At 45.5% G+C, this 24,104-nt stretch carries 22 protein-coding genes; 5 read left to right on the top strand and 17 right to left on the bottom strand.

What is annotated here, in order from left to right; translation table 11 throughout:
• Nucleotides 1-22: 22 nt before the first annotated feature.
• From yfbR to Q5873_RS02765, 3 genes are all read right to left on the bottom strand, one after another.
• Nucleotides 23-688 (bottom strand): 5'-deoxynucleotidase, encoded by a 666-nt coding sequence (gene yfbR, locus Q5873_RS02775; protein WP_028254463.1) that lies wholly within the window; start codon nucleotides 686-688, stop codon nucleotides 23-25.
• Nucleotides 685-1,584 (bottom strand): D-alanyl-D-alanine carboxypeptidase family protein, encoded by a 900-nt coding sequence (locus Q5873_RS02770; RefSeq protein WP_205087536.1) that lies wholly within the window; start codon nucleotides 1,582-1,584, stop codon nucleotides 685-687. The genes yfbR and Q5873_RS02770 overlap by 4 nt, the downstream gene beginning before the upstream one ends.
• Nucleotides 1,585-1,680: 96 nt before the next feature.
• Complete coding sequence (locus tag Q5873_RS02765) at nucleotides 1,681-2,607, bottom strand: mechanosensitive ion channel family protein (RefSeq protein ID WP_303059149.1); 927 nt, start codon at nucleotides 2,605-2,607, stop codon at nucleotides 1,681-1,683.
• Between the two features lie 114 nt (nucleotides 2,608-2,721).
• Here Q5873_RS02765 and Q5873_RS02760 point away from each other — a divergent pair, with 114 nt between their 5' ends.
• Complete coding sequence (locus tag Q5873_RS02760) at nucleotides 2,722-3,441, top strand: adenosylcobinamide amidohydrolase (RefSeq protein WP_303059148.1); 720 nt, start codon at nucleotides 2,722-2,724, stop codon at nucleotides 3,439-3,441.
• Between the two features lie 84 nt (nucleotides 3,442-3,525).
• On the opposite strand, the gene Q5873_RS02755 is transcribed toward Q5873_RS02760, so the two are convergent.
• Nucleotides 3,526-4,509 (bottom strand): asparaginase, encoded by a 984-nt coding sequence (locus Q5873_RS02755; RefSeq protein ID WP_303059147.1) that lies wholly within the window; start codon nucleotides 4,507-4,509, stop codon nucleotides 3,526-3,528.
• Between the two features lie 291 nt (nucleotides 4,510-4,800).
• Here Q5873_RS02755 and Q5873_RS02750 point away from each other — a divergent pair, with 291 nt between their 5' ends.
• Both Q5873_RS02750 and Q5873_RS02745 read left to right on the top strand, forming a co-directional pair.
• Nucleotides 4,801-6,237 (top strand): aminoacyl-histidine dipeptidase, encoded by a 1,437-nt coding sequence (locus Q5873_RS02750; protein ID WP_303059146.1) that lies wholly within the window; start codon nucleotides 4,801-4,803, stop codon nucleotides 6,235-6,237.
• A gap of 236 nt (nucleotides 6,238-6,473) precedes the next feature.
• Nucleotides 6,474-7,577 (top strand): NADH-dependent flavin oxidoreductase, encoded by a 1,104-nt coding sequence (locus tag Q5873_RS02745; RefSeq protein ID WP_303059145.1) that lies wholly within the window; start codon nucleotides 6,474-6,476, stop codon nucleotides 7,575-7,577.
• A gap of 177 nt (nucleotides 7,578-7,754) precedes the next feature.
• On the opposite strand, the gene Q5873_RS02740 is transcribed toward Q5873_RS02745, so the two are convergent.
• Both Q5873_RS02740 and Q5873_RS02735 read right to left on the bottom strand, forming a co-directional pair.
• Nucleotides 7,755-8,159, bottom strand: a complete 405-nt coding sequence (locus tag Q5873_RS02740; RefSeq protein WP_288758804.1) for a hypothetical protein — start codon at nucleotides 8,157-8,159, stop codon at nucleotides 7,755-7,757.
• Nucleotides 8,160-8,174: 15 nt separating this feature from the next.
• Complete coding sequence (locus tag Q5873_RS02735) at nucleotides 8,175-8,972, bottom strand: sulfite exporter TauE/SafE family protein (protein WP_038154626.1); 798 nt, start codon at nucleotides 8,970-8,972, stop codon at nucleotides 8,175-8,177.
• Nucleotides 8,973-9,200: 228 nt separating this feature from the next.
• On the opposite strand from Q5873_RS02735, the gene Q5873_RS02730 reads away from it, so the two are divergent.
• Complete coding sequence (locus Q5873_RS02730; protein ID WP_303059144.1) at nucleotides 9,201-10,589, top strand: IS4 family transposase; 1,389 nt, start codon at nucleotides 9,201-9,203, stop codon at nucleotides 10,587-10,589.
• A 330-nt stretch (nucleotides 10,590-10,919) separates the two neighbouring features.
• Here the strand turns inward: Q5873_RS02730 and Q5873_RS02725 are convergent, their stop codons facing one another.
• The 4 genes from Q5873_RS02725 to Q5873_RS02710 form a co-directional block, all read right to left on the bottom strand.
• A complete protein-coding gene (locus Q5873_RS02725; protein ID WP_303059143.1) occupies nucleotides 10,920-12,476 on the bottom strand; it encodes a ClC family H(+)/Cl(-) exchange transporter in 1,557 nt (518 codons plus the stop codon).
• A 61-nt stretch (nucleotides 12,477-12,537) separates the two neighbouring features.
• Nucleotides 12,538-13,947: an alanine/glycine:cation symporter family protein gene (locus Q5873_RS02720; RefSeq protein WP_303059142.1), complete on the bottom strand. Its 1,410-nt coding sequence runs from the start codon at nucleotides 13,945-13,947 to the stop codon at nucleotides 12,538-12,540.
• 232 nt (nucleotides 13,948-14,179) lie between these two features.
• The gene (locus tag Q5873_RS02715; RefSeq protein WP_276626331.1) at nucleotides 14,180-14,899 is read right to left on the bottom strand and encodes an LrgB family protein; all 720 of its coding nucleotides are present in this window, start codon (nucleotides 14,897-14,899) and stop codon (nucleotides 14,180-14,182) included.
• Nucleotides 14,893-15,270, bottom strand: coding sequence for a CidA/LrgA family protein (locus tag Q5873_RS02710; protein WP_028254451.1), 378 nt, complete (start codon nucleotides 15,268-15,270; stop codon nucleotides 14,893-14,895). The genes Q5873_RS02715 and Q5873_RS02710 overlap by 7 nt, the downstream gene beginning before the upstream one ends.
• Before the next feature lie 202 nt (nucleotides 15,271-15,472).
• Between Q5873_RS02710 and Q5873_RS02705 the strand changes: the two genes are divergently transcribed.
• Nucleotides 15,473-16,378: a LysR family transcriptional regulator gene (locus Q5873_RS02705; protein ID WP_303059141.1), complete on the top strand. Its 906-nt coding sequence runs from the start codon at nucleotides 15,473-15,475 to the stop codon at nucleotides 16,376-16,378.
• A gap of 74 nt (nucleotides 16,379-16,452) precedes the next feature.
• Here the strand turns inward: Q5873_RS02705 and Q5873_RS02700 are convergent, their stop codons facing one another.
• The 7 genes from Q5873_RS02700 to Q5873_RS02670 all read right to left on the bottom strand — a co-directional run bounded on the left by Q5873_RS02700 (nucleotide 16,453) and on the right by Q5873_RS02670 (nucleotide 24,035).
• A complete protein-coding gene (locus Q5873_RS02700) occupies nucleotides 16,453-17,334 on the bottom strand; it encodes a hypothetical protein (protein ID WP_303059140.1) in 882 nt (293 codons plus the stop codon).
• A 36-nt stretch (nucleotides 17,335-17,370) separates the two neighbouring features.
• The gene (gene larA, locus Q5873_RS02695; RefSeq protein ID WP_239447776.1) at nucleotides 17,371-18,675 is read right to left on the bottom strand and encodes an NPN-dependent 2-hydroxyacid racemase, LarAH10 family; all 1,305 of its coding nucleotides are present in this window, start codon (nucleotides 18,673-18,675) and stop codon (nucleotides 17,371-17,373) included.
• Nucleotides 18,653-19,855, bottom strand: coding sequence for a DNA polymerase IV (locus Q5873_RS02690; protein ID WP_205087524.1), 1,203 nt, complete (start codon nucleotides 19,853-19,855; stop codon nucleotides 18,653-18,655). Before Q5873_RS02690 ends, larA begins: the two co-directional genes overlap by 23 nt.
• Before the next feature lie 6 nt (nucleotides 19,856-19,861).
• Nucleotides 19,862-20,197, bottom strand: a complete 336-nt coding sequence (locus Q5873_RS02685) for an ArsR/SmtB family transcription factor (RefSeq protein ID WP_028254446.1) — start codon at nucleotides 20,195-20,197, stop codon at nucleotides 19,862-19,864.
• Nucleotides 20,198-20,465: 268 nt separating this feature from the next.
• Entirely contained in the window at nucleotides 20,466-21,029 is a 564-nt protein-coding gene (ahpC, locus tag Q5873_RS02680; RefSeq protein ID WP_028254445.1) for an alkyl hydroperoxide reductase subunit C, read from the bottom strand.
• A gap of 301 nt (nucleotides 21,030-21,330) precedes the next feature.
• Nucleotides 21,331-22,905: an ABC transporter permease/substrate-binding protein gene (locus Q5873_RS02675; protein ID WP_303059139.1), complete on the bottom strand. Its 1,575-nt coding sequence runs from the start codon at nucleotides 22,903-22,905 to the stop codon at nucleotides 21,331-21,333.
• Between the two features lie 2 nt (nucleotides 22,906-22,907).
• Nucleotides 22,908-24,035, bottom strand: coding sequence for an ABC transporter ATP-binding protein (locus Q5873_RS02670; RefSeq protein ID WP_303059138.1), 1,128 nt, complete (start codon nucleotides 24,033-24,035; stop codon nucleotides 22,908-22,910).
• Nucleotides 24,036-24,104 lie beyond the last annotated feature (69 nt).

Raw genomic sequence — 24,104 nt, 5'->3', positions numbered from 1 at the left:
CATTCTTTCCTTTTTATTTTAGTCAGTCATTCTTTAGCTCATCCAAAGAGCATCCCATAGCCGGTAAGTAGAGTTCCATAAAGCGATGTACTGCCGGTAGTTCCATTGCCATCAGTTTATTGTAAATCGAATTATATGCATCATCAAATTCATCGTTTCCCGCACGACGTTCGATGATGCACTTCATAAAAGCGGCCAGAGTATCCGCAGCCTTTAACAATCGCCGGTAACTCTCTTCTACCGGTTCATCGATAACCTGTCGATATTCGTCGCGCAACGATACCGGCAACGTACCGACGAGTAAATTTCTTGCTCGTCGCTCAATATCACCGTATAAGCTACGCAGCTGAGGATCAAAATATTTTATAGGTGTCGGCATGTCACCGGTAAAAATTTCACTTACTTCATGGTACATGGCCAGCACCGCCAAGCGGTTAGCATCCACCGGTACAAGATTCGTCGCAGCTATTTTTTCGCCGATCTCGTTGTCCTCTGTCGAGGTTTCGGTCTTACAATCTGCAGGTAAATTACGCAACCATTCATTGTGAAGCAACGCCAGATTATGTGCGATGAACGCCGTTTCCAAGCTATGCTCCAAAATATTTTCTTCTTCCGTGTTACGCATCAGCCCCCACCGACGGATATACCGCATGCGATGTAATAAGGCAAAAAAGGAGTGCTCTTTCATTTCTCTCCTCCCACGGTAGCAAAACCGTAATCCAAAAGGGCCGGTGCATCACTCCACCGGTAGTCATCATTGAGAAGAACGGCAATCATTGTATGACCGTTACGGGTAGCCGAAGCCACCAAACAATCTCCAGCGGCTTCCGTATACCCTGTCTTTAATCCATTGGCACCGGGATATTTATTGCGGATAAACAGATTGGTAGTACGCACCGTTTCCGGCGCACGGTTTTGATAAGGTATCTTGTAATAGTCATTGGCCACATAATCGCGGAACATAGGAATTCGCATTCCATAGGCAGCAATACGAGCTAAGTCCCGCGCCGTCGTATGATGCCCTACCTGTGTTAATCCATGAGGGTTTAAGAAATGACTGTGTGTTGCTCCGGCTTCGGCAGCTACTTTATTCATTTCTTCCGCAAAGGCCTCTACGGAACCGCTTACATTTTCCGCCACTACTACAGCCGCATCATTACCACTGGCTACCATCATACCTTCCGCCACAGCCTGTAAGGGCAATTCATCACCTACGCGCACACCTAACACCGAAGGCTCCATGGAGGTGGCGTACGGTGTAATGGTCGCCATTTCATCCATCCGTGTACCTCGTAGCTTTAACGCCGTCAGGAGCGTAACCATCTTTGTCGTACTGGCCGGATGCATCCATTTATCTGCATTGTGTTCATATAAGATGCGCCCGGATTCAGCCTCGATCAACACCGATGCTTCCGCATGCACTGTCGGCACCGGCAATGTCGGCGATGGCGTTGCTGTTCCCGTCTCGGTTTGAATACGAGCACGCAAATCGATAGGACCGTCAGCGGCATATACTGTTCCCGACAGCGCCGTGCCGCACAGACTTGCTACCACTAAGCCTGTGACTATTGTTTGTTTCCACATACTCCTTCATCCTCTCTTTTCTTTTATGGAAGCCTTCGTTTCTCCGTACTGTTTATTTTCGACCACAATACCATATCACTTGGTTATTACTTACCACTAGTTTTTGCTTGACGGCGTTTGCAACGGAGACACCGATTCATCGATACCGGCCTTCGGGTAATCTGCAATATGCACTGTCCGCTGTGGGTACGGAATGCTAATGTCATGTGCATCGAAAGCATCCTTTACGGCAGACATGGTATCGTAAAAGACGGCCAAATAATTTTCATTTTTAATAAGCGGAAATGCCGCAATGCGTACGGAATTATCCCCAAATTCTTTAATGCCGATTTCCATATGCTCTGCATTTAAAATGCGTTTATCTGCTTGGAAAAGTTCACGCAATACCGCAATTGCCTGATGATGGTCATTTTCATACGCAATATCAAAAACAAAAGGAATATAGCGGGTGTCTCCGTAGGTACTATTCGTCACTTGCGATGTAGTCAACATGGAATTCGGAATAAAAATAGTCCGCGACTCTTTAGTAACAATAGTGGTACTCATAAATTGAATGCTCGTTACCGTACCGGATACATCATTAATCGTAATCCAATCACCGGCTTTGAAGGGTTTAAAAATCAGAATGAGCAAACCGGATGCAAAATTTGATAGATTATTTTGTAAAGCCAAACCTACAGCCAAACCTAATGCACCAAAGGCAGCTAGAAAGGAATTTGTCGGGAAGCCTGCCACACCTAATGCGGTCATCAGGACAATAATCAGAATACTGTAGTAAATAATTTGTCCCACAAAGGAAATAACCGTATGATCATAGTTAGCCTTGGCCATCATACGATCGGCAATATTTTTAATGACCCCGGCAATATATCGCCCGATGATGAAAACCACAATCCCCATCACCAGCGAAGGACCATGCGCCAACGCAAAATCCTGTAATTTGTCGATGTAATTTACTCCTTGATGAACCTGTTCCTTTACATTGTCGGCAACCGTCGTCGCTGCCGCGCTGGCTAATAACATAAACGTCTCCTTTCCGCGATACCCTAATGACAAACTATATAAAAACGAGTAAGATAAAAGTAATACAATATCTACTATTATACATCATTTATACAATGACGCGAGGTATTAACAATGCAAACAAATCCCTACACGGCTCCTACTGAACTTATCACCGGAGGTCGTGTAACAACCACAATAAATTCTATTACGGTAGATTTTGATACGATTCACTACGCTATCTGCACCGGCCCTTTACACGGTGGCCTGCACCACGTCATGGCCGTACGCAATCAGCAATTAGCCTTCTTTGTAGAAACAGAAAAGGAATTACCCGGTGGCTCTGCGGCTAACTATTTAGCCGCAGAATTCGAGCAAGTCGACTTGCCCGTCAATTTCTGTTCCGGTCTCTTAACAAGTGCTTCTATGGAAAAACATGCGTATGCCAAAGTGGAGCAAGGCTCGGTTATTGTAGAAGTAATTGCTACTGCCGGCTTTGAAGCTACCGCTCATCGCGCCGGCGACGGCTATCTTTACGAAGAAGCCGATGGTTCCTTTCATAGTCCGGGTACTATCAATTTGCTGATTTTTACCAACAAAGCTTTAACCGACGGTGCCATGGTACGCGCGCTCATCACGGCAACGGAAGCTAAAGCAGCCGCCTTAGCCGATGCCGGTAAAACGAGCGTAGTCAGTCACAACATAGCTACAGGTACCGCTACGGACGGCGTAATACTCACCATTGATACCGGCGGTGAAATTCTTACCGATGCCGGCACCTTCTCCCTTTTCGGAGATACATTAGCCAAAGCCGTACGCCTTGCCTTGGCTCGTTGCGTGGAAAATGTAAAATAGCAAAAAGGGGAGGTATCCCGTATATGAAAATCAAGTCTTATGAATGACATGATTTCGACACGGGTTGCCTCCCTTTCTCTATTATTAATACGTACCAAACATAGATTGCAATTCATCGATACGTCGCGTTTTCGTAAGTCCCAACATGAGGAGAATACGCGCCTTCACCGGCGTCAATGTATCTGCTGCCACCATACCGTGTAGGCTATCGTTTTTCATAGGCGATACCATACCATGCCCAGTTTTGGATGCACGCACAATCGGGATAGTAAGCGATGATAACTGCGATTCTATGCGTTGCGGTATAATCCCGTGGCCAAGACCGGCCACTACTAAGCCGTCTAAACGCTGGCTAAGAACAGCTGCTACAAAATTCTCTTCAATGCCACCGTACAAATACAGAATTTCAACCTGCGGCAATGTCTGTTCGCCCAGGCGTGCAAACTCGCTATGTTTCGTGTGTCGACGCAGCGGTTCGTAATAGTAAAAAGGAATGCCATCCTGTACCAGTCCCATATGTCCAAAATAATCGTTGCCGAAGGTGGCCACATCCGTAGTGTGCAGCTTTGCCACTTCGCGAGCACAATCCAGGTATCCGTTTAACGCTACGATAATTCCCTTTCCTCGGGAAGCCTCGGACCGTACCGTTTGTACTGCCATCAATAAATTCAGCGGCCCATCGGCACTGATGGCCGTAGCCGGTCGCATGGATCCCGTCAGTACCACAGGTTTATCCGTGTCCACCGTTAAGTGGAGAAAATATGCTGTTTCCTCCATACTGTCCGTACCATGTGTAATCACAATACCTGCCACCGTATCATCATCGACATAACGCTGCACCGTTGCCGCCAGTCGCACCCAATGCTCTACCGTAATGTCCGAGCTATCTATATTGGAAAACTGTTCACACTCGAACGGTCCGTACTGCATCAAGCCCGGCACTGATGACAACAAGGACTCCACCGACAATTCGCCGGCATGATACCCCGTCAAATCCTCAGCCGCTCCGCTACGCCCGGCAATCGTTCCGCCGGTACCGATAATAATTACTTTTTTATCATAAGTCATGCCCTCTCCCTACCTTTCCGGCTATGTCACCATATAACGAAGCACCTACTTATACGGTGTACAATCATACGAGTATATGTAGCCTCAGTATTATTTTCTATTATAACAGGTATCAACCTCTCGTTGTATACTGAAAATTAATGTCACAAAAAGCCTGTAATGTGGTATAGTGAAGATGTATCTATTAAGACGTTAGTCATATATGGCGAGATGCGTATGCTATCTACAGGATATGTCATGGCCTATATAAACTACGTTTACACTACACATCATAAAAAAGGAGTAACTACTATGGACGCAAACAAGGTAATAGAATATTTCAAAGCAATGAACCAAATTCCGCGTGGGTCCGGCAACGAAAAAGCTGTCAGCGATTGGCTCGTACAATTTGCCAAGGATCGCAATCTGGATGTACTACAAGACGAAGCCAACAATGTTATTATTCGCAAACCGGCTACCGCCGGTTATGAAGATCGCCCGGCTGTCATTCTGCAAGGCCACATGGATATGGTCTGCGAAAAAGCGGCTGACTCCACCCATGATTTTACTAAGGATCCTATCGAACATATCATGGACGGTGAATGGCTCCATGCTAACGGCACTACCTTAGGAGCAGATAACGGCATTGCCGTAGCCATGTCACTTGCGGTCCTCGATTCCGATACAATTCAGCATGGTCCCCTGGAATGCTTGTTCACCACTGCCGAAGAAACTGGTATGGATGGTGCATTGGCCGTAAAAGGAGAACACCTTCACGGCCAATATCTTTTGAATATCGACACCGAAGTAGAAGGTGAGTTCATCGTTAGCTGTGCCGGCGGTTGCCGCGTAGAAGTAGACGTACCGGCTGAACGCGAAGCCTGCCCGTCTGCTTATGATGCGGCTTTAAACCTTTATATGGAAGGATTACTCGGCGGTCATTCCGGTATTGAAATCCACAAAGAACGCGCCAATGGCAATCAGGTGTTGGCACGTTTACTCTTAGATCTTCGCCAACAGTTTGATTTCCAGCTTGCCTTCTTTGAAGGCGGTACAAAACACAATGCTATTCCGCGCAATTCCCATGCGCAAATCGTTCTTAAATCCGCTGACGTCCCGGCCGTAACCAAAGCACTCACCGAAGCTGCCGCTCAGTTCCGTCAGGAATTTACACCGCAGGATCCGGATATTTCCATACGCATCGAACCTACGGACGTACCGGCTGAGGTATATACCATCGAAACAGCACAAAAACTCATTTTCTTCCTCTATCTTGCTCCAAATGGTGTATTCGGCATGAGCCACTCCTTAGATAATCTTGTAGAAACCAGTAATAATCTGGCCATTGTCAAAGATAACGGCGCTACACTATCTATTCTCATTTCCATCCGCAGCTTATCCGAACACGCTCTTACATACTTAACCGGCAAAATTACTCTCTTAGCACAGAGTCTCGGTGCCAAGGCAACGGTAGCCGGCGGCTATCCGGCTTGGGAATATTCTCGCGGCAGCAAGTTGGAAGAACAAGCTATCGCCGTGTACAAACAAGTGACCGGACATGAACCGACCGTAACCGCTATTCACGCCGGCTTGGAATGCGGTCTTTTAAGTGCTGCGTTACCAAATACGCAGATGATTAGCTTCGGACCTACTATCACGCATGCCCATACACCGCAGGAACGTGTCAGTGTTCCTTCCGTGGAACGCATATTCACGTACCTCGTTGCTCTTTTAAAAGAATTACAATAAGTAATCACTGCTACACGATATAACCGTATAGCCAAAAACATAACCACAAAAAGAAGGGAGTATATACCCATACCCCCTTCTTTTCTTATGCTTTCATCCATGTTAGAATATCATTGTAAACAATTTATATGTATGCTATCAGATTTGAGTAATTACCCATAGCAATGCACATTGCTTTCATTTTGACAGTATACATTTCAAATAATTTTTTCCTACCTAAATTACGAGGTGATACTATGCACACATTAACAGATACTGTAACGTTACCCAATGGGGCTACGCTTAAAAATCGTTTGGTTATAGCACCGCTCACCGTATGTCTAAGCGATGCTAACGGTTATGTAACACCGCAAGAAGTTGACTACTATGCATCCCGCACCGGTGCTGTCGGTATGTACATTGCCGGATGCTCCTACATTCAACCGAACGGTCGTGGTTGGCTCGGTGAAGAAGCAATTTACGACGACTCGTTCATTCCCGGCTTATCAAAAATGGCTGCCGCTATGAAACGGAACGGCACTAAAGCTATTATGCAAATTTTCCATGCCGGTCGTATGGCAGAGGCTGATGCTATCTTCGGTCACGATCTCGTATCGGCCGGTGATGTGGCTGCCCCTCTCGAAGGGTATCGCACACCCCGCCCGCTAACCGAAGAAGAAATTACGGATGTAATTAAAAACTTTAAGGCCGCCACAATCCGTGCCATCAAAGCCGGCTTTGACGGTGTAGAAATTCATGGAGCCAACAACTATTTAATTCATCAATTCTTCTCTCCCCATTCCAATACGCGTACCGATCGTTGGGGCGGCTCCTTAGAAAAACGTGCTGCGTTCCCCTTGGCCGTAGTAGAAGCTGTACTCTGTGCTGCCCGCGAAGCCGGTCGTAAGGATTTTATTGTTGGCTATCGTTTATCGCCGCGCGAACAATGGACACCGGGGATTACACTGAAGGACACCTTATATCTGGTAGATAAACTCGCTTCCTTGCAGTTGGATTATCTGCACATTTCCCAAAGTCATATTGGCAGCGTAGCTACCGAACAGGGGTATACGGATAAATCCATTCTTGCCTACATCAACGAAACCGTGAACGGTCGCTTACCGATTATTTCCGTTGGTAACATTCAAACTCGCAGCGATGTGGAAGAAGCCTTAACGAACTCTGATATGGCAGCCGTAGGCGGCTCCGCCTTAATCGATCCAAACTGGGCTGCTAAATTATTAAACAACCATGATGCGGCTATTCGTACCAAGCTTGCGCCGGAGGATTGTGAAATTTTAAAGGTCTCCCCTTTAGCCTATAAAATTCTCGCCAGTCGTGCACCGGAACGCATTTTGTAAATAAACACACCCCGTAGAATAACAGAAGGCCTTCAATACTATGCTGTAGGCCTTTCGCATCTCCGCTCCATACTCAAGAAAATATCGCATAGAAAAATAGGCTATCATCACTATTTAAGGGAGTCTTAGCAAGACTGGCTCCCCCAAAAGTGATGATAGCCTATTTAATATGTCAAATTATTTTTTTATAAACATTCCTTTAGTCGCTGTCCGAATACAATAAAACACGAACAACGAAGCGACTATAATAATCGCTTTTGAAATATCATTCAACTGATCGGAGCGATACATGGCCAACGAATAAAAGAACACAGCCAGCAGAGTTGTTACATACGCTACAATAAAACGACATGTATCGGCCATATGCCGATTAGTTGCCAATGCCCGTTTTCGCAGTGCCCAATAGCCCCCGCCGATAACCGCCGCCAACAGTGACAATCCGGCCAATAAGGTGACCTCATAGTCCATATAAAACAGGTACGCCAGAACGACATACAAAATTTGTAATACGACGCGCACCGCTACACCTACTGTATCCTTTACTACCGGTATAGCTTGCTTGCGTTGTTTCTTTTGCTTCATTACCAAATTCGCTCCTTAAAAAAACATGTGAGATGTATAAATCAGGCGCAATGCCAATGCACCGACACCAATGGACAATACCATTAAAATAGAGGTTGCCTTCATGCGCTTAGAAATCTGCGCACCCAACTGGGCTCCGAAAATGGCACCGATACTGCAAGGAATCCCTACGGCAAACTGGATATGACCAAATATAAAATGAGATGCTACCCCCACCATAGTCGATACTGCCAAAATAAAATGACTCGTCGCCGTTGCCATATGCGTAGGGAATCCCATTAAATAAATAAGCGCCGGCACGTGAATCAATCCACCGCCGATACCGAAGATACTGGAGATAAAACCTACAATAGCACTGATACCTATCCCCAAGGGTTTGTTATAGGTCAACTCTTCACGAGTCAGCTTTTCCTCCTTGCGTTCGCCCTTCTTCCAATTCTTATACCCGATAAGTACTGACATACACAAAAGGAATAGCCCGAACCAGAATCGGAACGTCATTTCATTAAAACTTCCCGATGCCTGTGCACCGATGTACGACCCAGGGAATGTGGCAATACTGAAAATAATAGCAGCGCTATATAATACCTTTTTTTGTCGTACATATGCCCACGAACCAGATATGGCATTACACATAACCGCCAACAGGGATGTACCGACTACCATCGCCGGTGACCAATCCGGAAACATATATAAGAACACCGGTACAAAAATAATTCCGCCGCCGGCACCGATTAACGTGCCTAACGCAGCCACGACTACGCCTAATGCAATTAACTCGATAATTTCTATCGGCGATACACCAAGCCCCATTACTGCAGCATCCATATACAATCCTCCTTTTCACTCAATCACTCGCACACTTGTTATCAGCTGTATATGGTTATTAAATTGTATTTTGATTATACCTCAAACTTCCCACATCACCAACACTGTTCATATGAGACCAGCAAAAGGATTTCGGGGAAATAAAAAGGCGTAAAGCCTATCCTTGTCGAAAATAGATATAGCAACAAACCATCCGAAAAGGAGCTTTACGCTATGTCTATTCTATCATCAAATCATCCAGTTGAAAACCAGGTTGCCAATTCTATCTCTCGCTTTCTTTCAGATTTTCAGGTCATCCGCTTATTCCGTGCCTGTGGCTGCGTCAAGACGAAAGGCATTTCCGTCGAATTCCTTTTCGCCTACATCCTCGGCAATGCCTTCCGATCTTCTAGCTTCTACATGCAGCAACGCATGCAGGAGCTGCGGGGCTGCTTTTCCAAGAACACGTATTACCGTTTTCTTTCCAATCCTCATGTGAACTGGCTGCATTTCACAACACGACTGGCTGTGAGGATTATCGAGCAGTTCCTGAAGCCACTGACTTCCGAGAATCGGAGGGAGTGCTTCGTCATCGATGATTCTCTTTACGAGCGTGCCGGTTACAAGCGCACAGAGCTTGCGGCTCGTGTATTCGACCATGTATCCATGCGATACAAGAAGGGATTCCGCCTCTTGACGCTTGGCTGGACAGATGGCGCTTCCTTCCTCCCTGTGAATTCCGTGCTGCTCTCCTCGACGAAGGACGAGAACATTCTCGGCAAGAGATGTTCCTTTGACCGCCGGACGCTCTCACATAAACGCCAAGAGATGGCATGTGAGAAAGCCACGACTGTCATGATCCACTTGCTGAAGGAGGCACTTGACGCAGGGGCTTCCGCGCGCTACGTCCTCTTTGACAGCTGGTTTTCCAGCCCGCGGCAGTTGCTCGATGTCCTTGCGCTCAAGCTTCATACCATCGCCATGATCAAGCGAAGTTCCAAGCGTCACTATGAGTTTGAGGGGAAACGTATGACCGTCAAGCAGATTTTTGCCGCTTGTAAGAAGCGGCGCGGGCGTTCCAGGTACCTCCTGTCTGTCCCTGTGAAAATTTCAGCGAAGGACGCGGAGGGCCGTGAGGAAACAGCTGAGGCGAGAATTGTCTGCGTGCGTAATCGTCAGAATCGGAAGGATTGGATTGCCATCATCAGCACGGATATGAGCCTCAGTGAGGAGGAAATCATCCGCCTTTACGGGAGACGCTGGGACATCGAGGTGTTCTTCAAGACATGCAAGAGCTATCTGCATCTGTGCAGCTATCACGGGCTGTCCTATGATGCGCTTACCGCACATGTGGCGTTTGTCTTTACGCGTTACATGATGCTATCTGTGACAAAGCGGAAGGATGAGGATGAGCGCGCCATCGGCGAACTGTTCTATCTGATGGTGAAGGAAATAGCCGACGTAACGTTCCAGCAGTCCATGATGATTTTGCAGGAGGTGATGCTGGCTAGTATCAAGACGGTGTTCCATGCGACCGATAAACAGCTGCAAGTAATTGCACAGGATTTCGTCAACAGACTACCGGAATATATGCGTAGTGCACTACAAAAGTCTGCGGCTTGATAATGCTTGTTGCTGAGAGCCGTATGGTTATGGGAAAAGCTCATGTTTTTCATGTGGGAAGTTTGAGTTATACCATAAATCACTTGCTATAATGTCTTATCTTTTCCTTATAATATACTTTTACGGAATACAACAAAATATGCTTACAAAATAAGAGGCTGTAACGATCTGAGATACACAACTCATTTCATTACAGCCTTTTTTATAACTAATTATTTCATCACAACAGAGCAAACACTTCTATGATGATACCTTCATTGCTACTACGTTACATGCTAACCAAACATACCGTACAAATAAAAGCAGGGAAAAGCTACTTGCATATATCGACTACGATTGGGTGAAATATTTTTTCGCTGCCTCCAGCCTGCCGCGCCGACATGAAATATACAACTCATCGCCGGCTTCCAGCTTAGTATCACCTAACGGTACCAAGTGCATGCCGCGCCGGGCAATGCTGACGATAATTGTTCCCTCCGGCATATTCAAAGTGCGTAACTCTTTACCGGTAATCCCGCTGACAACAGGAATTTTCGTTTCAAAAAAGGTTTGTACCGCATCTGTCTTTTCTGCCGGCCCGGCCATCATTTCCAACAAGGAATCATAAATCGGCGCTTCCTTGCACAATTCAGCGGTCAAGTATGCCACGATAGCTACCGTGCCGACGGAATAAATACTATGAAAACTATTCGTCATCTCCAAGACTAACAGAATCGACAGCAAAGGAGTACGCATAGCCGCAGCCAACATACCTCCCATGGCGCAGATGACAAAATTTCCCAAATAGGCTTGATCCATCAATCCTGCCGTGACCAAAACAGCTTGTACCAAGGCCCCGGCAGCTGCCCCGATAACAAGCATCGGTAAAAAAATCCCGCCTTGTGCACCACTGCCATAGCACAACGCAGTCAGCAAAATCTTACCTACCACAATACCTACCAGCAGCCACAATCCCAAATGCTCTGCCGATAGCTGTCCTACCAAATCATTGCCGCCTCCGAGAAGCAGTTGTGAATCATAACCAATCATGGTTACCACCAAGAAGGTAGTTATAATTTTCACCGTACCACCGGCCGACCAACGGCTAAACAATCTCTTCCCCAACAAAATTGTGCGGTTAAACGCCACCCCGATAAGTCCCATCACCACACCGAGAAGTAATAAATAGGAAAAGGACGACAAGGGAAGTCCGGTCATAACTGTAAAGCCTAACGATGGTTGCAAACCAAAAATAGTGCTGGTAACGAAATTAGACATCAACGCTGCCGTAAAGGTGGGAATCACCAACATGGGATAAAAACTTTTATGTACCTCTTCAAAAACAAAGATGGCTCCCGACACCGGAGCACTGAAAGCTGCCGTTAAACCGGCAGCTGCCCCTGCCGAAGTGAGGATGCGCTCCTCGCGAAGAGGACTTTTAAACCAATAGGCTAAAATTTTTCCTACCGAACCACCCAGTTGCACCGACGGACCTTCACGACCGACAGAAAATCCGCACAGGCCATTAAAGATTCCGCCTAAATACTTGGACACTAGCGTACGATATGGATTCATATCAAAGATACCCATCATTTCACCTTCGATTTGAGGAATCCCGGACCCGCCGGACAGCGGTGCCCAGCGTAGTAGCTTCGCACAAATCCAACCTAAGATAATCATGAGCACTACCCAACAGCTTATACTGAGCCAATCCGTATTCATCATGTACACACGGCGTACTTCCTCACCGTAATGAATAAAATAGCGAAAGGTAGCTCCGAAAAAACCGGCGGCCATCCCCACCAAGGCACCCTTAATTACCAACTGAATGATGGTATAAATGTCCATATTATTGTATAAGTCATTCGTATGATGACTGCGAAAAAAATTTCTGATTTTAAACTGCATCCAATACCACTCCTTTGGCTTTTATTGTAGCGTATTTGGAGCAGCTGTGCCACTTGAAATTTTATCGTTCCGTTTCCACCTTCGGATAATGATACACCGGCACCTTTCCTTGGCGACGTCGATCATAGTCACGAAGAATATGTTTTATTTCCTTGCGAAGTAAAATAAGAGCAATCAAGTTCGGGATTACCATAATACCGTTGAAGAGGTCACTGAGACTCCACACGAGATCTACCTTTCCCAACGTACCTACGATGATAAAGAGTAATACCAATACGCGATATACCGCTACCCCTTTCGGCGATGCAATGAGGTAACGGATATTGGACTCACCGAAATAGTACCAACCGATGACAGTAGTAAACGCAAAGAACAATAAACAAACAGCAATAAGCTTCGGTCCCACATCACCAAAGGCAATTTGGAAAGCTTGTTGCGTTACCAACGGACCATCAAGACCTAACTGATTGGCACCGGTCAACAAAATAATTAATGCCGTTGCCGTACAAATTACCATCGTATCTACAAACACGCCGATAAACGCCGTAAAGCCTTGCAATACCGGATGTGCTACTAAAGCGGTAGCATGCGCATGCGGTGTAGAACCCATACCGGCTTCATTCGAGAAAAGACCGCGGGCGACACCAAAGCGAATTGCTTCCTTCATGGTAACCCCCAGTACACCACCGCCGATGGCTTCCGGATTAAAAGCACCTACGATAATATGTTCAAACATCGGTCCGATTTCCGATCGATACGTCACTAAAATAATAATGGCCAACACAATATAGATGAATGCCATAAAAGGAACCACCAACTGAGCAACGCGAGCAATGCGACTGATACCACCGATAAAAATCAATCCGGCCAATATAGCAATAATCACGCCCACGTATAACGGATTGATATCAAATGCATTCTGCACGGCCGATGCCATTGAATTGGATTGCACCATGTTGCCAATAAATCCCAATGCAATAATAATTGCTACTGCAAAGAAGCCTGCCATGAACCGTGCCGTGCCTTGTCCAACAATACCGGCAAGACCCTTTGAAATATAAAACGCCGGGCCACCGATAAATTTACCGGCCACCTCTTTGCGATATTGCTGCGCCAGCATTGCTTCGGCAAAAATAGTACTCATCCCGAACAAGGCACTGACCCACATCCAGAAAATAGCACCGGGACCACCGGCCATGATTGCCGTAGCTACACCGGCAATATTACCTGTCCCTACCTGCGCCGAAATAGCTACTGCCAACGCTTGAAACGACGAAATGGAGTGACCGTCACGATCCGTCGGATGCTCCTTGTATAAACGACCGAATACCTGACGCACGGCCGGCCCGAATCGAATCAGCTGCGGACAGCCCAAGTAGATAGTAAAAAATACGCCTACTCCTACCAAGGCGTAAATTAATACATATCCCCACAACACATCATTAACTCCGTTTACTATGCTCTCTAGCATATGTAACACCTCTTTTTCTCTAAATACCCTACCTATTAGGCACATTCTACCACAGCTTCGCCTGTATGTCTATCTGAAAAAATCATTTTTCCATTTATAATAAACATATAAGAGTATAGAAAGAAACACCGACACCGTCTGCAGTTTTCTACAGACAGTGTCGGTGCGAGGTATCACCCTGCGGTGACCTGTATCAAATTACCCTTACATCCACTGTTACAACAAGCTTTTCTTAGAGCACTCCGGCCAACGCCGATACAATTGGTGCTATGATGGTGGTCATAATACCCATGAAGATCATCGACAGCGAAGCAATGGCCCCTGTCTTCGGACCGTCTTCATACGCCTTAGCTGTTCCCGTACCATGTGCGGAAATGCCGTATAACATGCCTTTCAATAAACGATTATGGATACGCTGACGTTTGATCAGCATCGTTGTCATAATCATTCCCAACAAGCCGGTGGCAATAACAAGGATAGCCGTAATCGTCGGGTCCCCACCCAACGTATCGGATGCAGCCAATGCTAACGGTGTCGTCACGGAACGCGGTGCAATACTATGCACCAGTTCCGGACTGAGTCCGATAGCTTCTGCCAATCCCATCGACCCCAAAAAGGCTACCCAACATCCCATACCGATAACTACGATAAGCGGTACGGCATATTCCTTAACAACGCCACGGAATTTATACAAAGGCACAGCGAAGGCTACCGTCGCCGGCTGTAACATCAAAGAAATATATTGGCTACCTTCTTGATATGTACTATAGGGAATATGCATAGTTACCAAGAACAAACCAATAACGACCGGCACTGCCAGCAAGGGAGTTAAATATAATTTTTTGCCGGACCGTTCATATAACTTTTTAAACGCATAGTACAGCACCAACGTGCCCACCAAGGATTCGATAATATGGATACTGATGAGCTGGAATATATTGTAATTTACCATAACCGATACCCCTTTCTGCGCAATTTCATAATACTTAATGTAATAACCGTTACCGATGCTAACAAGGTAATGATGCTAGTGACGATAACACCGAGCAGCATAGCTCCGGTGGATCCGAAAAGCTGCGAATACTGAATAATGCCGATGGCCGAGGGAATAAAAAATAAGAGCAACTCACCAATGAGCACTGCCGCTCCTTGTTCGAACCATTCCAACTTAACCACACCGGTCAGTAATAAAACAAATAATAAAATCATTCCTACCAGCGTCCCCGGTAAGGGAAGATGTAATAATTCGGTAATCATATTGCCGATGCCGGCGATAATAGCCAGCCCAATAATCTGTGTCACAATCAATGCGATGCGCTTCATCGCTCCTCACGCTCCTTAACTACCTAATCCCACTGCTTTGCAACCTTCTTCGGCAAAGCATATTGTTTTACTCTTTGTTAACAACTCTTTCCGTTGTCTTATGATACTCCATTTGTCTTAATAATAAAAATATAAATTTACTATACTCTCATATTCCTTTTGGCTATAATAAAAGAAAGAATATCATCGAAGGAGTTTTACTATGGATATTACGCATCTTACTTATTTTGTCACTGTAGCCAAGCATAAAAGCTTTACCAAAGCTGCTCAAGCACTGCATGTAAGCCAACCTTCTCTCTCAAAAGCGGTACGGCTTCTTGAAAACGAATGGAATACCAAGCTTTTCAAACGCTGCGGCCATCGCATTGAACTCACCGCCGATGCTCAAGCCATATTACCGCAAATAGAAAATCTGGTACAACGCTTTGAAGCCTTGCAACATCAAATGAGTCGCGATTATGATACGGAGGAAGGTAACCTAAGCTTAGGTATTCCGCCCATGGTGGGATCCTCCTTTTTATCACCGCTGATTCGTGATTTTATGAAAGCGTATCCTCGTATTTCATTACAGGTTACAGAGCATGGCTCCCATCATATTGCCGAACTGATTCATGAAGGACGCTTGCAAGTCGGGTTCGTATCACTACCGGTGCCGGCTATGGCCGATGCAGATTTACAGAGCTATATTTTCACCAAACAGCCTTTACGCTATGTTGTCACACCTGACTCGCCCTTCACCGACTACACCAGCGTCACCTTGGAGGAAATAAAAAAAGAACCATTGGTCTTCTTCCAACAGTCCTTTTCATTATATGACATCATCCTCGGTCGCTTCCAAGAAATCGGTGCACGCCCCAACATCGTGGCGCAAAGTAATAATTGGGATTTTGTAACCGAATTAGTCAAGAGCGGTCTCGGCGGGGCTATTTTACCGCAAGCCATTTGCCGTCGTCTATCGGGAGATGCTTTCCGCATCATTCCTATTACCCCTTGTATCAATTGGGTGCTGGGTATGGTTTGGGATGAACGCTCCATGATCATCCCCGCCACACGCTTGTGGGTTAACTATTTTAAAACGCACGTATCCAACGAGCAATCACTGCTATAAAAAGAAAAGGCCGCTCCGCTCTACACCGACTATCATTGCCATTGCTTGATAGTCCCGTAGGGCAGAGCGTGCCTTTATTTTTTATCTTTCTTACAAGGATTGCATTTTGTTTTACAGCCTTTGCACGGCTTATCTTTTGCATGGGCTCCATGTTTTTTACCATGCTTCTTTTCTTTATGCGCCGCCTTTTCAGCCTTCTTCGCCTTATGGCCGGCCTTTTTTAGAATCTTACCTAATTTTTTTAAGGACTTGCTATCCATGCATTCCATAAGCGCCGTTACATCTATAGTTGTTGCATCTTCTCCGACAATAACGGGAAGTCCCGTTTTTACCGGTACACTACTCTGCCGCATAGTCGGTAAATTATTCTCCTTTTCCACAGGCATCCCTACCGGTTTGGTCATCGGCACCGCCGCTTCCTTGCGCATAGCCACATCACCGCTTTCCGGACGCACTGCTACATCACCATCTTGCCGCGTCACCACTTCACTTTTATTATGACGTGGCATGACATCCCCGGCAGTGCGTGATGTCATCGTCCCGTCATGACGCTCTGCCATTGCTCTATCTTCCCGCACCTGAACAGCGCCGCCCAGTCCATTGATGTCCACATCTTCCAACATGACATTATCTATACTGTCGCCAAATTCATTCTCTGCGTCTACGTCGCTGAACTCGCGTTCCAATGAGTCATACACATGTAACCCTTGCAATGTTTGCTGCACTTCATAAATTTCCTGCCATAAGCCATCCAAGAGAGACGTATAGTACAATCGTGCCGACACTTCATCATGCGCCTGTTTGGTCACTTCCGCCTCATCCGGCTTCAGACCTCTCTCCGCACCCAATTCTTCTATTAAATTGCGAATACGAATATCTTCTTTATATTTATTCTGTAGTGAACGCCGTACCGAAGTGATAAACGACGGCCCCACAATTCCTTGTCGACTATGCATATATACCTCTCCTATCTATGTTACCTAAGTTCCATGTTATTTCTTAACGATAGGCATGGTGTTGCTGGCCAAAGGCATTACATTATATGTGAAGGTATCATTGCCGATAATTTTTTCCGCCTTAGCCAATGCCTCTTCAATGCTGGTCACTACTTCAATACCTACGCGATCGCACACTTCTTTATTTTCCGGTTTAGTCACTAAAATATGCTTACATTTTTGAAAATCTTCGCCAAGGTGCAAAGAAATAAAGCCCGGTACAGTAAACCCACCACGCAATTTTACTTCACGGTCATATAAGTTCTGTGTAGCAAACCAATCGATAAACTCCGCCGGTTCACTGATATCATCTAGCTCCATCATTAAAATGACTACGCCGCCCGGTTTGCAAGCCTTCACTGCATTATCCTGCGTCTTAACCCCTTGATAGAGGTTGATATCTTTCGGATACCCGCCAGCGGTAGCTACAACACAATCTGCCTTCTCGGAGATCTCCACACCGTAAATCTCATCTACCAATTGCGTCCCCTGTTCCCAGGCCTTGGCCCAATGACCGGTAACAAATTTGCAGTGCTCGCCGTCGGCATTGCAAATAACGTTTACCAAAAAGTCAGCATCAGCTGCTTCGCCATGCTCCATCTGGTCGTCGTGCATAATATTATGTGCAATGTTACCGCTTACAATTTCCGGATTGGTACCGCCACCGACTTCGTCCTGCAAGCATAAGCAATGATTTTTTTGAATCGCTTGGTATGAAGAAATCCCCGGCAAAATAGCTTTGCGTCCCGCACCATAGCCGGCCATCAAATGATAAATAATTCCTCCCGTAAGAATGAGGCGATCTGCATCTAGCGCAAGTTCATTAATCTCGATGGGGACACCGTGAGACGTCGTTCCCAAATGACGGAACTTGCTCTCTGGATTGATACCACTGCTATGCTCGATGCGTACACGATCCACCACTTCGTCACCGAATTCAAGACGAGACTCAGCTTCGGTCTGCAAACGGTGCGCACCGTAGGCAATGAGCAAGAAAATATCCTTGTCTGGAATACCGGCCGCATTCAGGTAATTTAACAAATATGGCAAAAAGCGTTCATAGTGAATCCACCCACGTGTAATATCCGATACAACTACACACACCGATTCGCCGGGTTTTACGATTTCTTTTAATGCCGGAGTTCCCACCGGATGATCCAATGCCTCAATCAAGGCCGCATTCAAATCATCCAAGGCCGGGTACGGCGCACCTTCCACCACGTTAAGCACACGTTCCTTAGGTAAATCAAATTCTACATATCCTTTACCATACTTCAATTTAAAATGTGTCATCTCTCTCATCCAACTTCCCATCCTTTCTACACGCAACGCTGCGTTGCCACAACGCGCCCTTCATGACAACCTCGGTGCCGTACTTCTTTGTCAGCTCATCGAGGGTGGTAGCCAGCTTTTCCTCCGCTCGATCTTCTTCGAACAAAGATGGCTGAACAACCGCCTTTTCCAAGCCACTTACAGTTACCCCCAATAGCCGTACCGGCATAGTGTTGTTGAGCCTATTATACAACATTCTACTCACACGATACAATACATTCTCACTATCCGTGGCATGATCCAATCTCGTTTGTCGCGTTACGGTAGAAAAATTTGCATAGCGCACTTTGATAGCCACTGTATGCCCGCGCAATCGTTTCCTGCGCAGGCGCTCTGCTACATAATGCGCAAAATAACGCCATTCTAAATCAATACGTGCTTCATCAACTAAATCCGTTTCATACGTTTCTTCATTACCTACGGATTGTATCTCGCGGTTATATTCCACCGGCCGATGATCAATCCCTTGTGCCATTTCATACATACGTCGTCCCATAGAACCGCATATAGAAAGTAAAGGACGCTCGTCCTTTAGCGCTGCTATATCACCGATGGTATGAAAACCTGCTTTCTCCAGTGCTTGTGCCGTCCGTTTACCTACGCCCCACAACCGCCGCACCGGTAAAGGCGCTATCATAGCCGCCTCCTTGCCATGCGGTACGATAACCAGACCATCCGGTTTTCTAATATCCGAAGCCAGCTTAGCCAGAAATTTATTAGGCGCCACCCCGACGGAAACTACCAATCCCGTTGCTGCCAATACGTCATCCTTAAATTGACGGGCCATAGCATAGGGACTGGCAAATTGTGCGCCTGCCCCCGTCACATCCAGAAAAGCTTCATCCAACGATAAGGGTTCGATATAAGGCGAGTAGCGTTCCATGATTCGATGAATTTGCTCAGAAATTGCCCGATAATGATAAAAGCGAGGACGCAGAAAAATTCCCTCCGGGCATAGTTCTCGCGCCTTAGCCATACTCATAGCCGAGTGCACGCCATACCGTCGCGCTTCATAGGACGCCGTTGCTACTACGCCACGTAAAGAAAGGCCGCCTACAATAACAGGGCGGCCTTTGTACTCGGGATGATCGCGTTGTTCTACCGATGCATAGAAAGCATCCATATCAACATGCATTATCCAACGACGCATCGGTAATTACTCCGGTTTATCCTCTAACCGACAATACTTAATCTGGGCGCAAATGCATTCATCCTTTGTTTGATATAATTCGGGAATGATACGCACCAATTCACCAAAGGTTTCTTCATTGATGGAATAGCGCGTCCATAATCCGTTGCGCTGTGAGTTTACCACACCGGCATCAATTAAAATCTTCATGTGATAACTCAACGTAGACTGCGATAAATTAAAGCTTGCCAAGATATCACATGCACACAATTCATTACAAGAGAGCATGTCGATAATATGCAATCTTGTTTCATCACTTAGCGCTTTAAAAATTGTAGCCAACCGCTCATATGACACTTCCATAAATCCAAACTCCTTCTTCCTACTAACCTGATACTTACCTGTAACGCTATTATATAATAAAATTTTCCATAAATCTAATAATTTAAATAAATCAATATAGGAATTCTCTCGATAACGGAATATAGACAGGACCATTTTTAAATTCTATTCCCCACCTACGAAACTATCCACATACGGCAAGCGGCGATGCTCCGAGGAACACCGCCGCTATTTTGAGGAAAAGGGATACAATCTAACTGTTAAGAAGTTCGCTATTCGTTATTTTATATTATAGTTTGCCTACAAGATCAAGACCCGGTTTCAAGGTATCCTTACCCGGTTTCCACTTAGCCGGACATACCTGGTCACCATGCTTAGCTACGAACTGAGCTGCCTGTACTTTACGCACTAACTCGTCGGCGCTGCGACCGATACCCATGTTATGGATTTCCGCCGTCTGTACACGACCTTCCGGATCGACTACAAAGCTACCGCGGTACGCACGACCTTCTTCTTCGGAGAAGGTTTCAAAGAAGTCAGCCAATTCATGTTTCTGATCGGCCAACATAGTATACTGAATCTTGGCGATGTTCGGGGATGCATCGGCCCATGCTTTGTGAACGAATTCGGAGTCAACGGATACGGAGAAAACTTCTACGCCCATATCCTTCAATTCTTCATAATGGGACTGCAAGTCTTCCAGTTCTGTAGGACACACAAAGGTGAAGTCAGCTGGGTAGAATACGAACACACTCCATTTGCCGATAACATCAGCCTTAGTTACGGTAACCACATCAGGATTGCGGAAACCCTGTACACTAAATTCCGGTAATTCTTTGCCGATAATTGCCATGTTTTCATCTCCTTTTCATTACACCGTAAACAGCGACTGTAACTTTTGCTGCTTACTTATAATCTATATACGCTATAATTGATAATAAATAACAATCAATAATTACTATTGATTACATGTATATAGTACCCTAACTACAGAAAAAAATCAATATATTTTTTCATAATCGAGCTAAACAAAAGATTTTCCTATCATTTCGTTACTTATGAAATCTATATGATAAGTTATATTTTCATCATAATCCATCCCTTATGAACAAAGAACGACAAGACTATACCTTGTCGTTCTTTGTTTATATATTTTATTGTACTAAGCCTTCCTTAACAATGAAATCATGTGCCACATCCTTTGGATCGCGATGCTCCACATCAACCTGATAATTAAGATCCTGCATTGTCTTTGTATCCAATTTTGCAGTCATTTTATTAATAATATCTTTCAATTCAGGATGCGTATCCAATATGTCCTGACGAACTACCGGCACACCGTAGTACGGCGGGAAGAAGGACGCGTCATCTTCCAGGACAGTTAAATCATATTTCTTAAGAAGCCCGTCCGTACTAAATGCATCAACAATCTGTACGCGACCGTTTTCCAAAGCTACATAACGAGTTGCCCCGTCAATCCCTTTGGCACTATTAAAGGTAAAGTCATAGGCTTGCTCTAATCCTTTTAAGCCATCCGCACGATTTAAGAACTCCAACGTAGTCCCGGCATTAAGGAAACGTCCGGCTCGACGCAAATCACTCAGCTTTGATAAATTATATTCGGCAGCTACACTTTTCGGTACTGCTAAGGTGTATGTATTGGAGAACGGAGCTGCGTCGAGTAACGCCATATTATATTTGGCTGCCATCTCTTCACGTCCCGTATCGTATACAAGTTTTGCATCTGTTTCCGGCGCATGCTTTAACACATCTACATACACGGTACCGGTATACTCAATGTACGCATCCAGATCACCCTTCTGCATAGCATTAAACAATACCTGCGTACCACCGGCCCCTAAATGTTTCTCTACCTTTATATCCGAATTTTTCTCAATCATTTCAGCCAGCATGTTTCCTAATACCAACTGTTCGGAAAACTGCTTACTGCCTATGCGCAATACATTGCTGTCCTTAAAAAAACTACTGTAGGCTGCGCTGCCAAACATTACTACAAGACAGGCCACCGCCGCACCGACGATAACTTTCTTATACCGGCGGGACGTAATTAAGGCAGATTTATTTTTTAATACTCCCGGCTGCAGACTGATTGGTGTTACCAATGATTCTACGGCAGACAACACCCAATCGATGAGGAGCGCCAAGATACAAGCCGGCACCGCTCCGGCCATAATCATTCCATTATTAACGGAAGAAATCCCACTGAACACCAAGAAACCTAAGCCACCGGCCCCGATGAAGGCGGCAATCGTCATAAGGCCTACCGCGGTTACTGCCGAGATGCGCACCCCTGCCATCAACACGGGCAAGGTTAACGGTATTTGTACTTTAAACAAAATCTGGGCCCGCGTCATTCCTATCCCTTTAGCGGCCTCAATGGTTTGCGGATTAATCTGGCTGATACCGATATATGTATTTTTTACAATCGGCAACAATGAATATAAGAACACTACACCTACTGCAGGAATGGTACCGATACCGAGAAGAGGAATGGCAAAGCCTAAAAGTGCCATACTCGGTACAGCCTGAATGAGATTCGTAAAGCCTAACACCGGTTTATTTAATGGCCTAACATAGCTAATTAAAATCCCCAGCGGCACACCTACCAAAATTGCCAGTCCTACGGATACGGCTGTTAAATGAATATGTTCCAACAGAAGTGACCACACCTGTGAGGAGTTCTGTAGCATATAATTAAATATGTCCATGATTACACAACCTCCTCTTCATCAATATATTGACTACCCATAGTTGCCACCAAACTGCTTTGGGTAATAATCCCGGCCAGGCATTCCTTATCGTCAAGCACAATCATATAGGGACGATGAAGTTGGCGTATGGTATTAAGCACATCCGGTAACGAATCGCCTACATGAGCAACGGCCTTCGGCTGTTTCATAATATCCGCAGCCGTCTTATGTAAGTCATCCTGTTCACGAATCATACGGGCATTCAACAATCCATGGAACTTATGGCTGTACTTATCTACTACAATCAGAAAGTCCTGTGGCATGGCTTTAATTTTTTGTATGCATCGCACCAAGCTATCTGTAGGCGTACATAAATTATCGGCCTCTATCATAATGTCTTCGGCTTTAATGAATTCCGGCGAATTCCAAATGCGATTCTTCCCGATAAAGCTTTCTACATACGCCGTAGCGGGATTGCGCAAAATTGCTTCCGGTGTATCATATTGTTCTACGTACCCTTCGCGCAACAAACAGATACGATCGGAAATCTTAATCGCTTCATCCATATCATGCGTAACGAAGACGATTGTTTTTTTTACCGTATCCTGCAGACTGCGTAATTCATCCTGTAAAGATACTCGCGTAATCGGATCAATAGCCGAAAACGGTTCGTCCATAAGAATAACTTCCGGATCTACAATGAGCGCTCGCGCCACTCCCACACGTTGCTGCTGCCCACCGGATAATTCGATAGGATACCGATCCAATAAGTCCTGAGCTAACCCTACGGTATCCATCATATTGCGAATGGTTTCCTCCCGACCGTTGTTAGGTATAGCATGTAAATCCATTACCAATTCAAGATTACGACGAATCGTCATATGCGGGAACAACCCGGTCTGCTGAATAACATAGCCAATCTTCCGGCGCAATTCTACGGGCTGTAAATCATGAACACTTGTGCCGTTCACCACAATATCTCCGGATGTAATGGGGATTAATCGGTTAATCATCTTCAACAACGTTGTCTTACCACAACCACTGCCGCCTATAATCGATACGATTTCCCCTTCGGGAATCGTTAAACTAATATCGTGTAATACTTCTTTTTTGCCATAGCGCTTTGCTACACTTTTAAATTCAATCATATAAGACCTCCTCTTATTTATGCCGTGTACGACTGTATGTATTACAATGGTTACTAAATACGCATACTA

It is taken from the genome of Veillonella magna (genome assembly GCF_959600285.1).
Lineage (GTDB): Bacteria > Bacillota > Negativicutes > Veillonellales > Veillonellaceae > Veillonella_A > Veillonella_A magna.
The sequence above is the reverse complement of the archived record's forward strand: the minus strand, read 5'-3'. Positions and strand labels throughout refer to the sequence as shown.

Excerpts from the sequence above, each read along its gene's own strand:
- yfbR (WP_028254463.1), bottom strand. The coding sequence starts at position 688 with ATGAAAGAGCACTCCTTTTTTGCCTTATTACATCGCATGCGGTATATC.
- Q5873_RS02770 (WP_205087536.1), bottom strand. The coding sequence starts at position 1,584 with ATGTGGAAACAAACAATAGTCACAGGCTTAGTGGTAGCAAGTCTGTGC.
- Q5873_RS02765 (WP_303059149.1), bottom strand. The coding sequence starts at position 2,607 with ATGTTATTAGCCAGCGCGGCAGCGACGACGGTTGCCGACAATGTAAAG.
- Q5873_RS02760 (WP_303059148.1), top strand. The coding sequence starts at position 2,722 with ATGCAAACAAATCCCTACACGGCTCCTACTGAACTTATCACCGGAGGT.
- Q5873_RS02755 (WP_303059147.1), bottom strand. The coding sequence starts at position 4,509 with ATGACTTATGATAAAAAAGTAATTATTATCGGTACCGGCGGAACGATT.
- Q5873_RS02750 (WP_303059146.1), top strand. The coding sequence starts at position 4,801 with ATGGACGCAAACAAGGTAATAGAATATTTCAAAGCAATGAACCAAATT.
- Q5873_RS02745 (WP_303059145.1), top strand. The coding sequence starts at position 6,474 with ATGCACACATTAACAGATACTGTAACGTTACCCAATGGGGCTACGCTT.
- Q5873_RS02740 (WP_288758804.1), bottom strand. The coding sequence starts at position 8,159 with ATGAAGCAAAAGAAACAACGCAAGCAAGCTATACCGGTAGTAAAGGAT.
- Q5873_RS02735 (WP_038154626.1), bottom strand. The coding sequence starts at position 8,972 with ATGGGGCTTGGTGTATCGCCGATAGAAATTATCGAGTTAATTGCATTA.
- Q5873_RS02730 (WP_303059144.1), top strand. The coding sequence starts at position 9,201 with ATGTCTATTCTATCATCAAATCATCCAGTTGAAAACCAGGTTGCCAAT.
- Q5873_RS02725 (WP_303059143.1), bottom strand. The coding sequence starts at position 12,476 with ATGCAGTTTAAAATCAGAAATTTTTTTCGCAGTCATCATACGAATGAC.
- Q5873_RS02720 (WP_303059142.1), bottom strand. The coding sequence starts at position 13,947 with ATGCTAGAGAGCATAGTAAACGGAGTTAATGATGTGTTGTGGGGATAT.
- Q5873_RS02715 (WP_276626331.1), bottom strand. The coding sequence starts at position 14,899 with ATGGTAAATTACAATATATTCCAGCTCATCAGTATCCATATTATCGAA.
- Q5873_RS02710 (WP_028254451.1), bottom strand. The coding sequence starts at position 15,270 with ATGAAGCGCATCGCATTGATTGTGACACAGATTATTGGGCTGGCTATT.
- Q5873_RS02705 (WP_303059141.1), top strand. The coding sequence starts at position 15,473 with ATGGATATTACGCATCTTACTTATTTTGTCACTGTAGCCAAGCATAAA.
- Q5873_RS02700 (WP_303059140.1), bottom strand. The coding sequence starts at position 17,334 with ATGCATAGTCGACAAGGAATTGTGGGGCCGTCGTTTATCACTTCGGTA.
- larA (WP_239447776.1), bottom strand. The coding sequence starts at position 18,675 with ATGAGAGAGATGACACATTTTAAATTGAAGTATGGTAAAGGATATGTA.
- Q5873_RS02690 (WP_205087524.1), bottom strand. The coding sequence starts at position 19,855 with ATGCGTCGTTGGATAATGCATGTTGATATGGATGCTTTCTATGCATCG.
- Q5873_RS02685 (WP_028254446.1), bottom strand. The coding sequence starts at position 20,197 with ATGGAAGTGTCATATGAGCGGTTGGCTACAATTTTTAAAGCGCTAAGT.
- ahpC (WP_028254445.1), bottom strand. The coding sequence starts at position 21,029 with ATGGCAATTATCGGCAAAGAATTACCGGAATTTAGTGTACAGGGTTTC.
- Q5873_RS02675 (WP_303059139.1), bottom strand. The coding sequence starts at position 22,905 with ATGGACATATTTAATTATATGCTACAGAACTCCTCACAGGTGTGGTCA.
- Q5873_RS02670 (WP_303059138.1), bottom strand. The coding sequence starts at position 24,035 with ATGATTGAATTTAAAAGTGTAGCAAAGCGCTATGGCAAAAAAGAAGTA.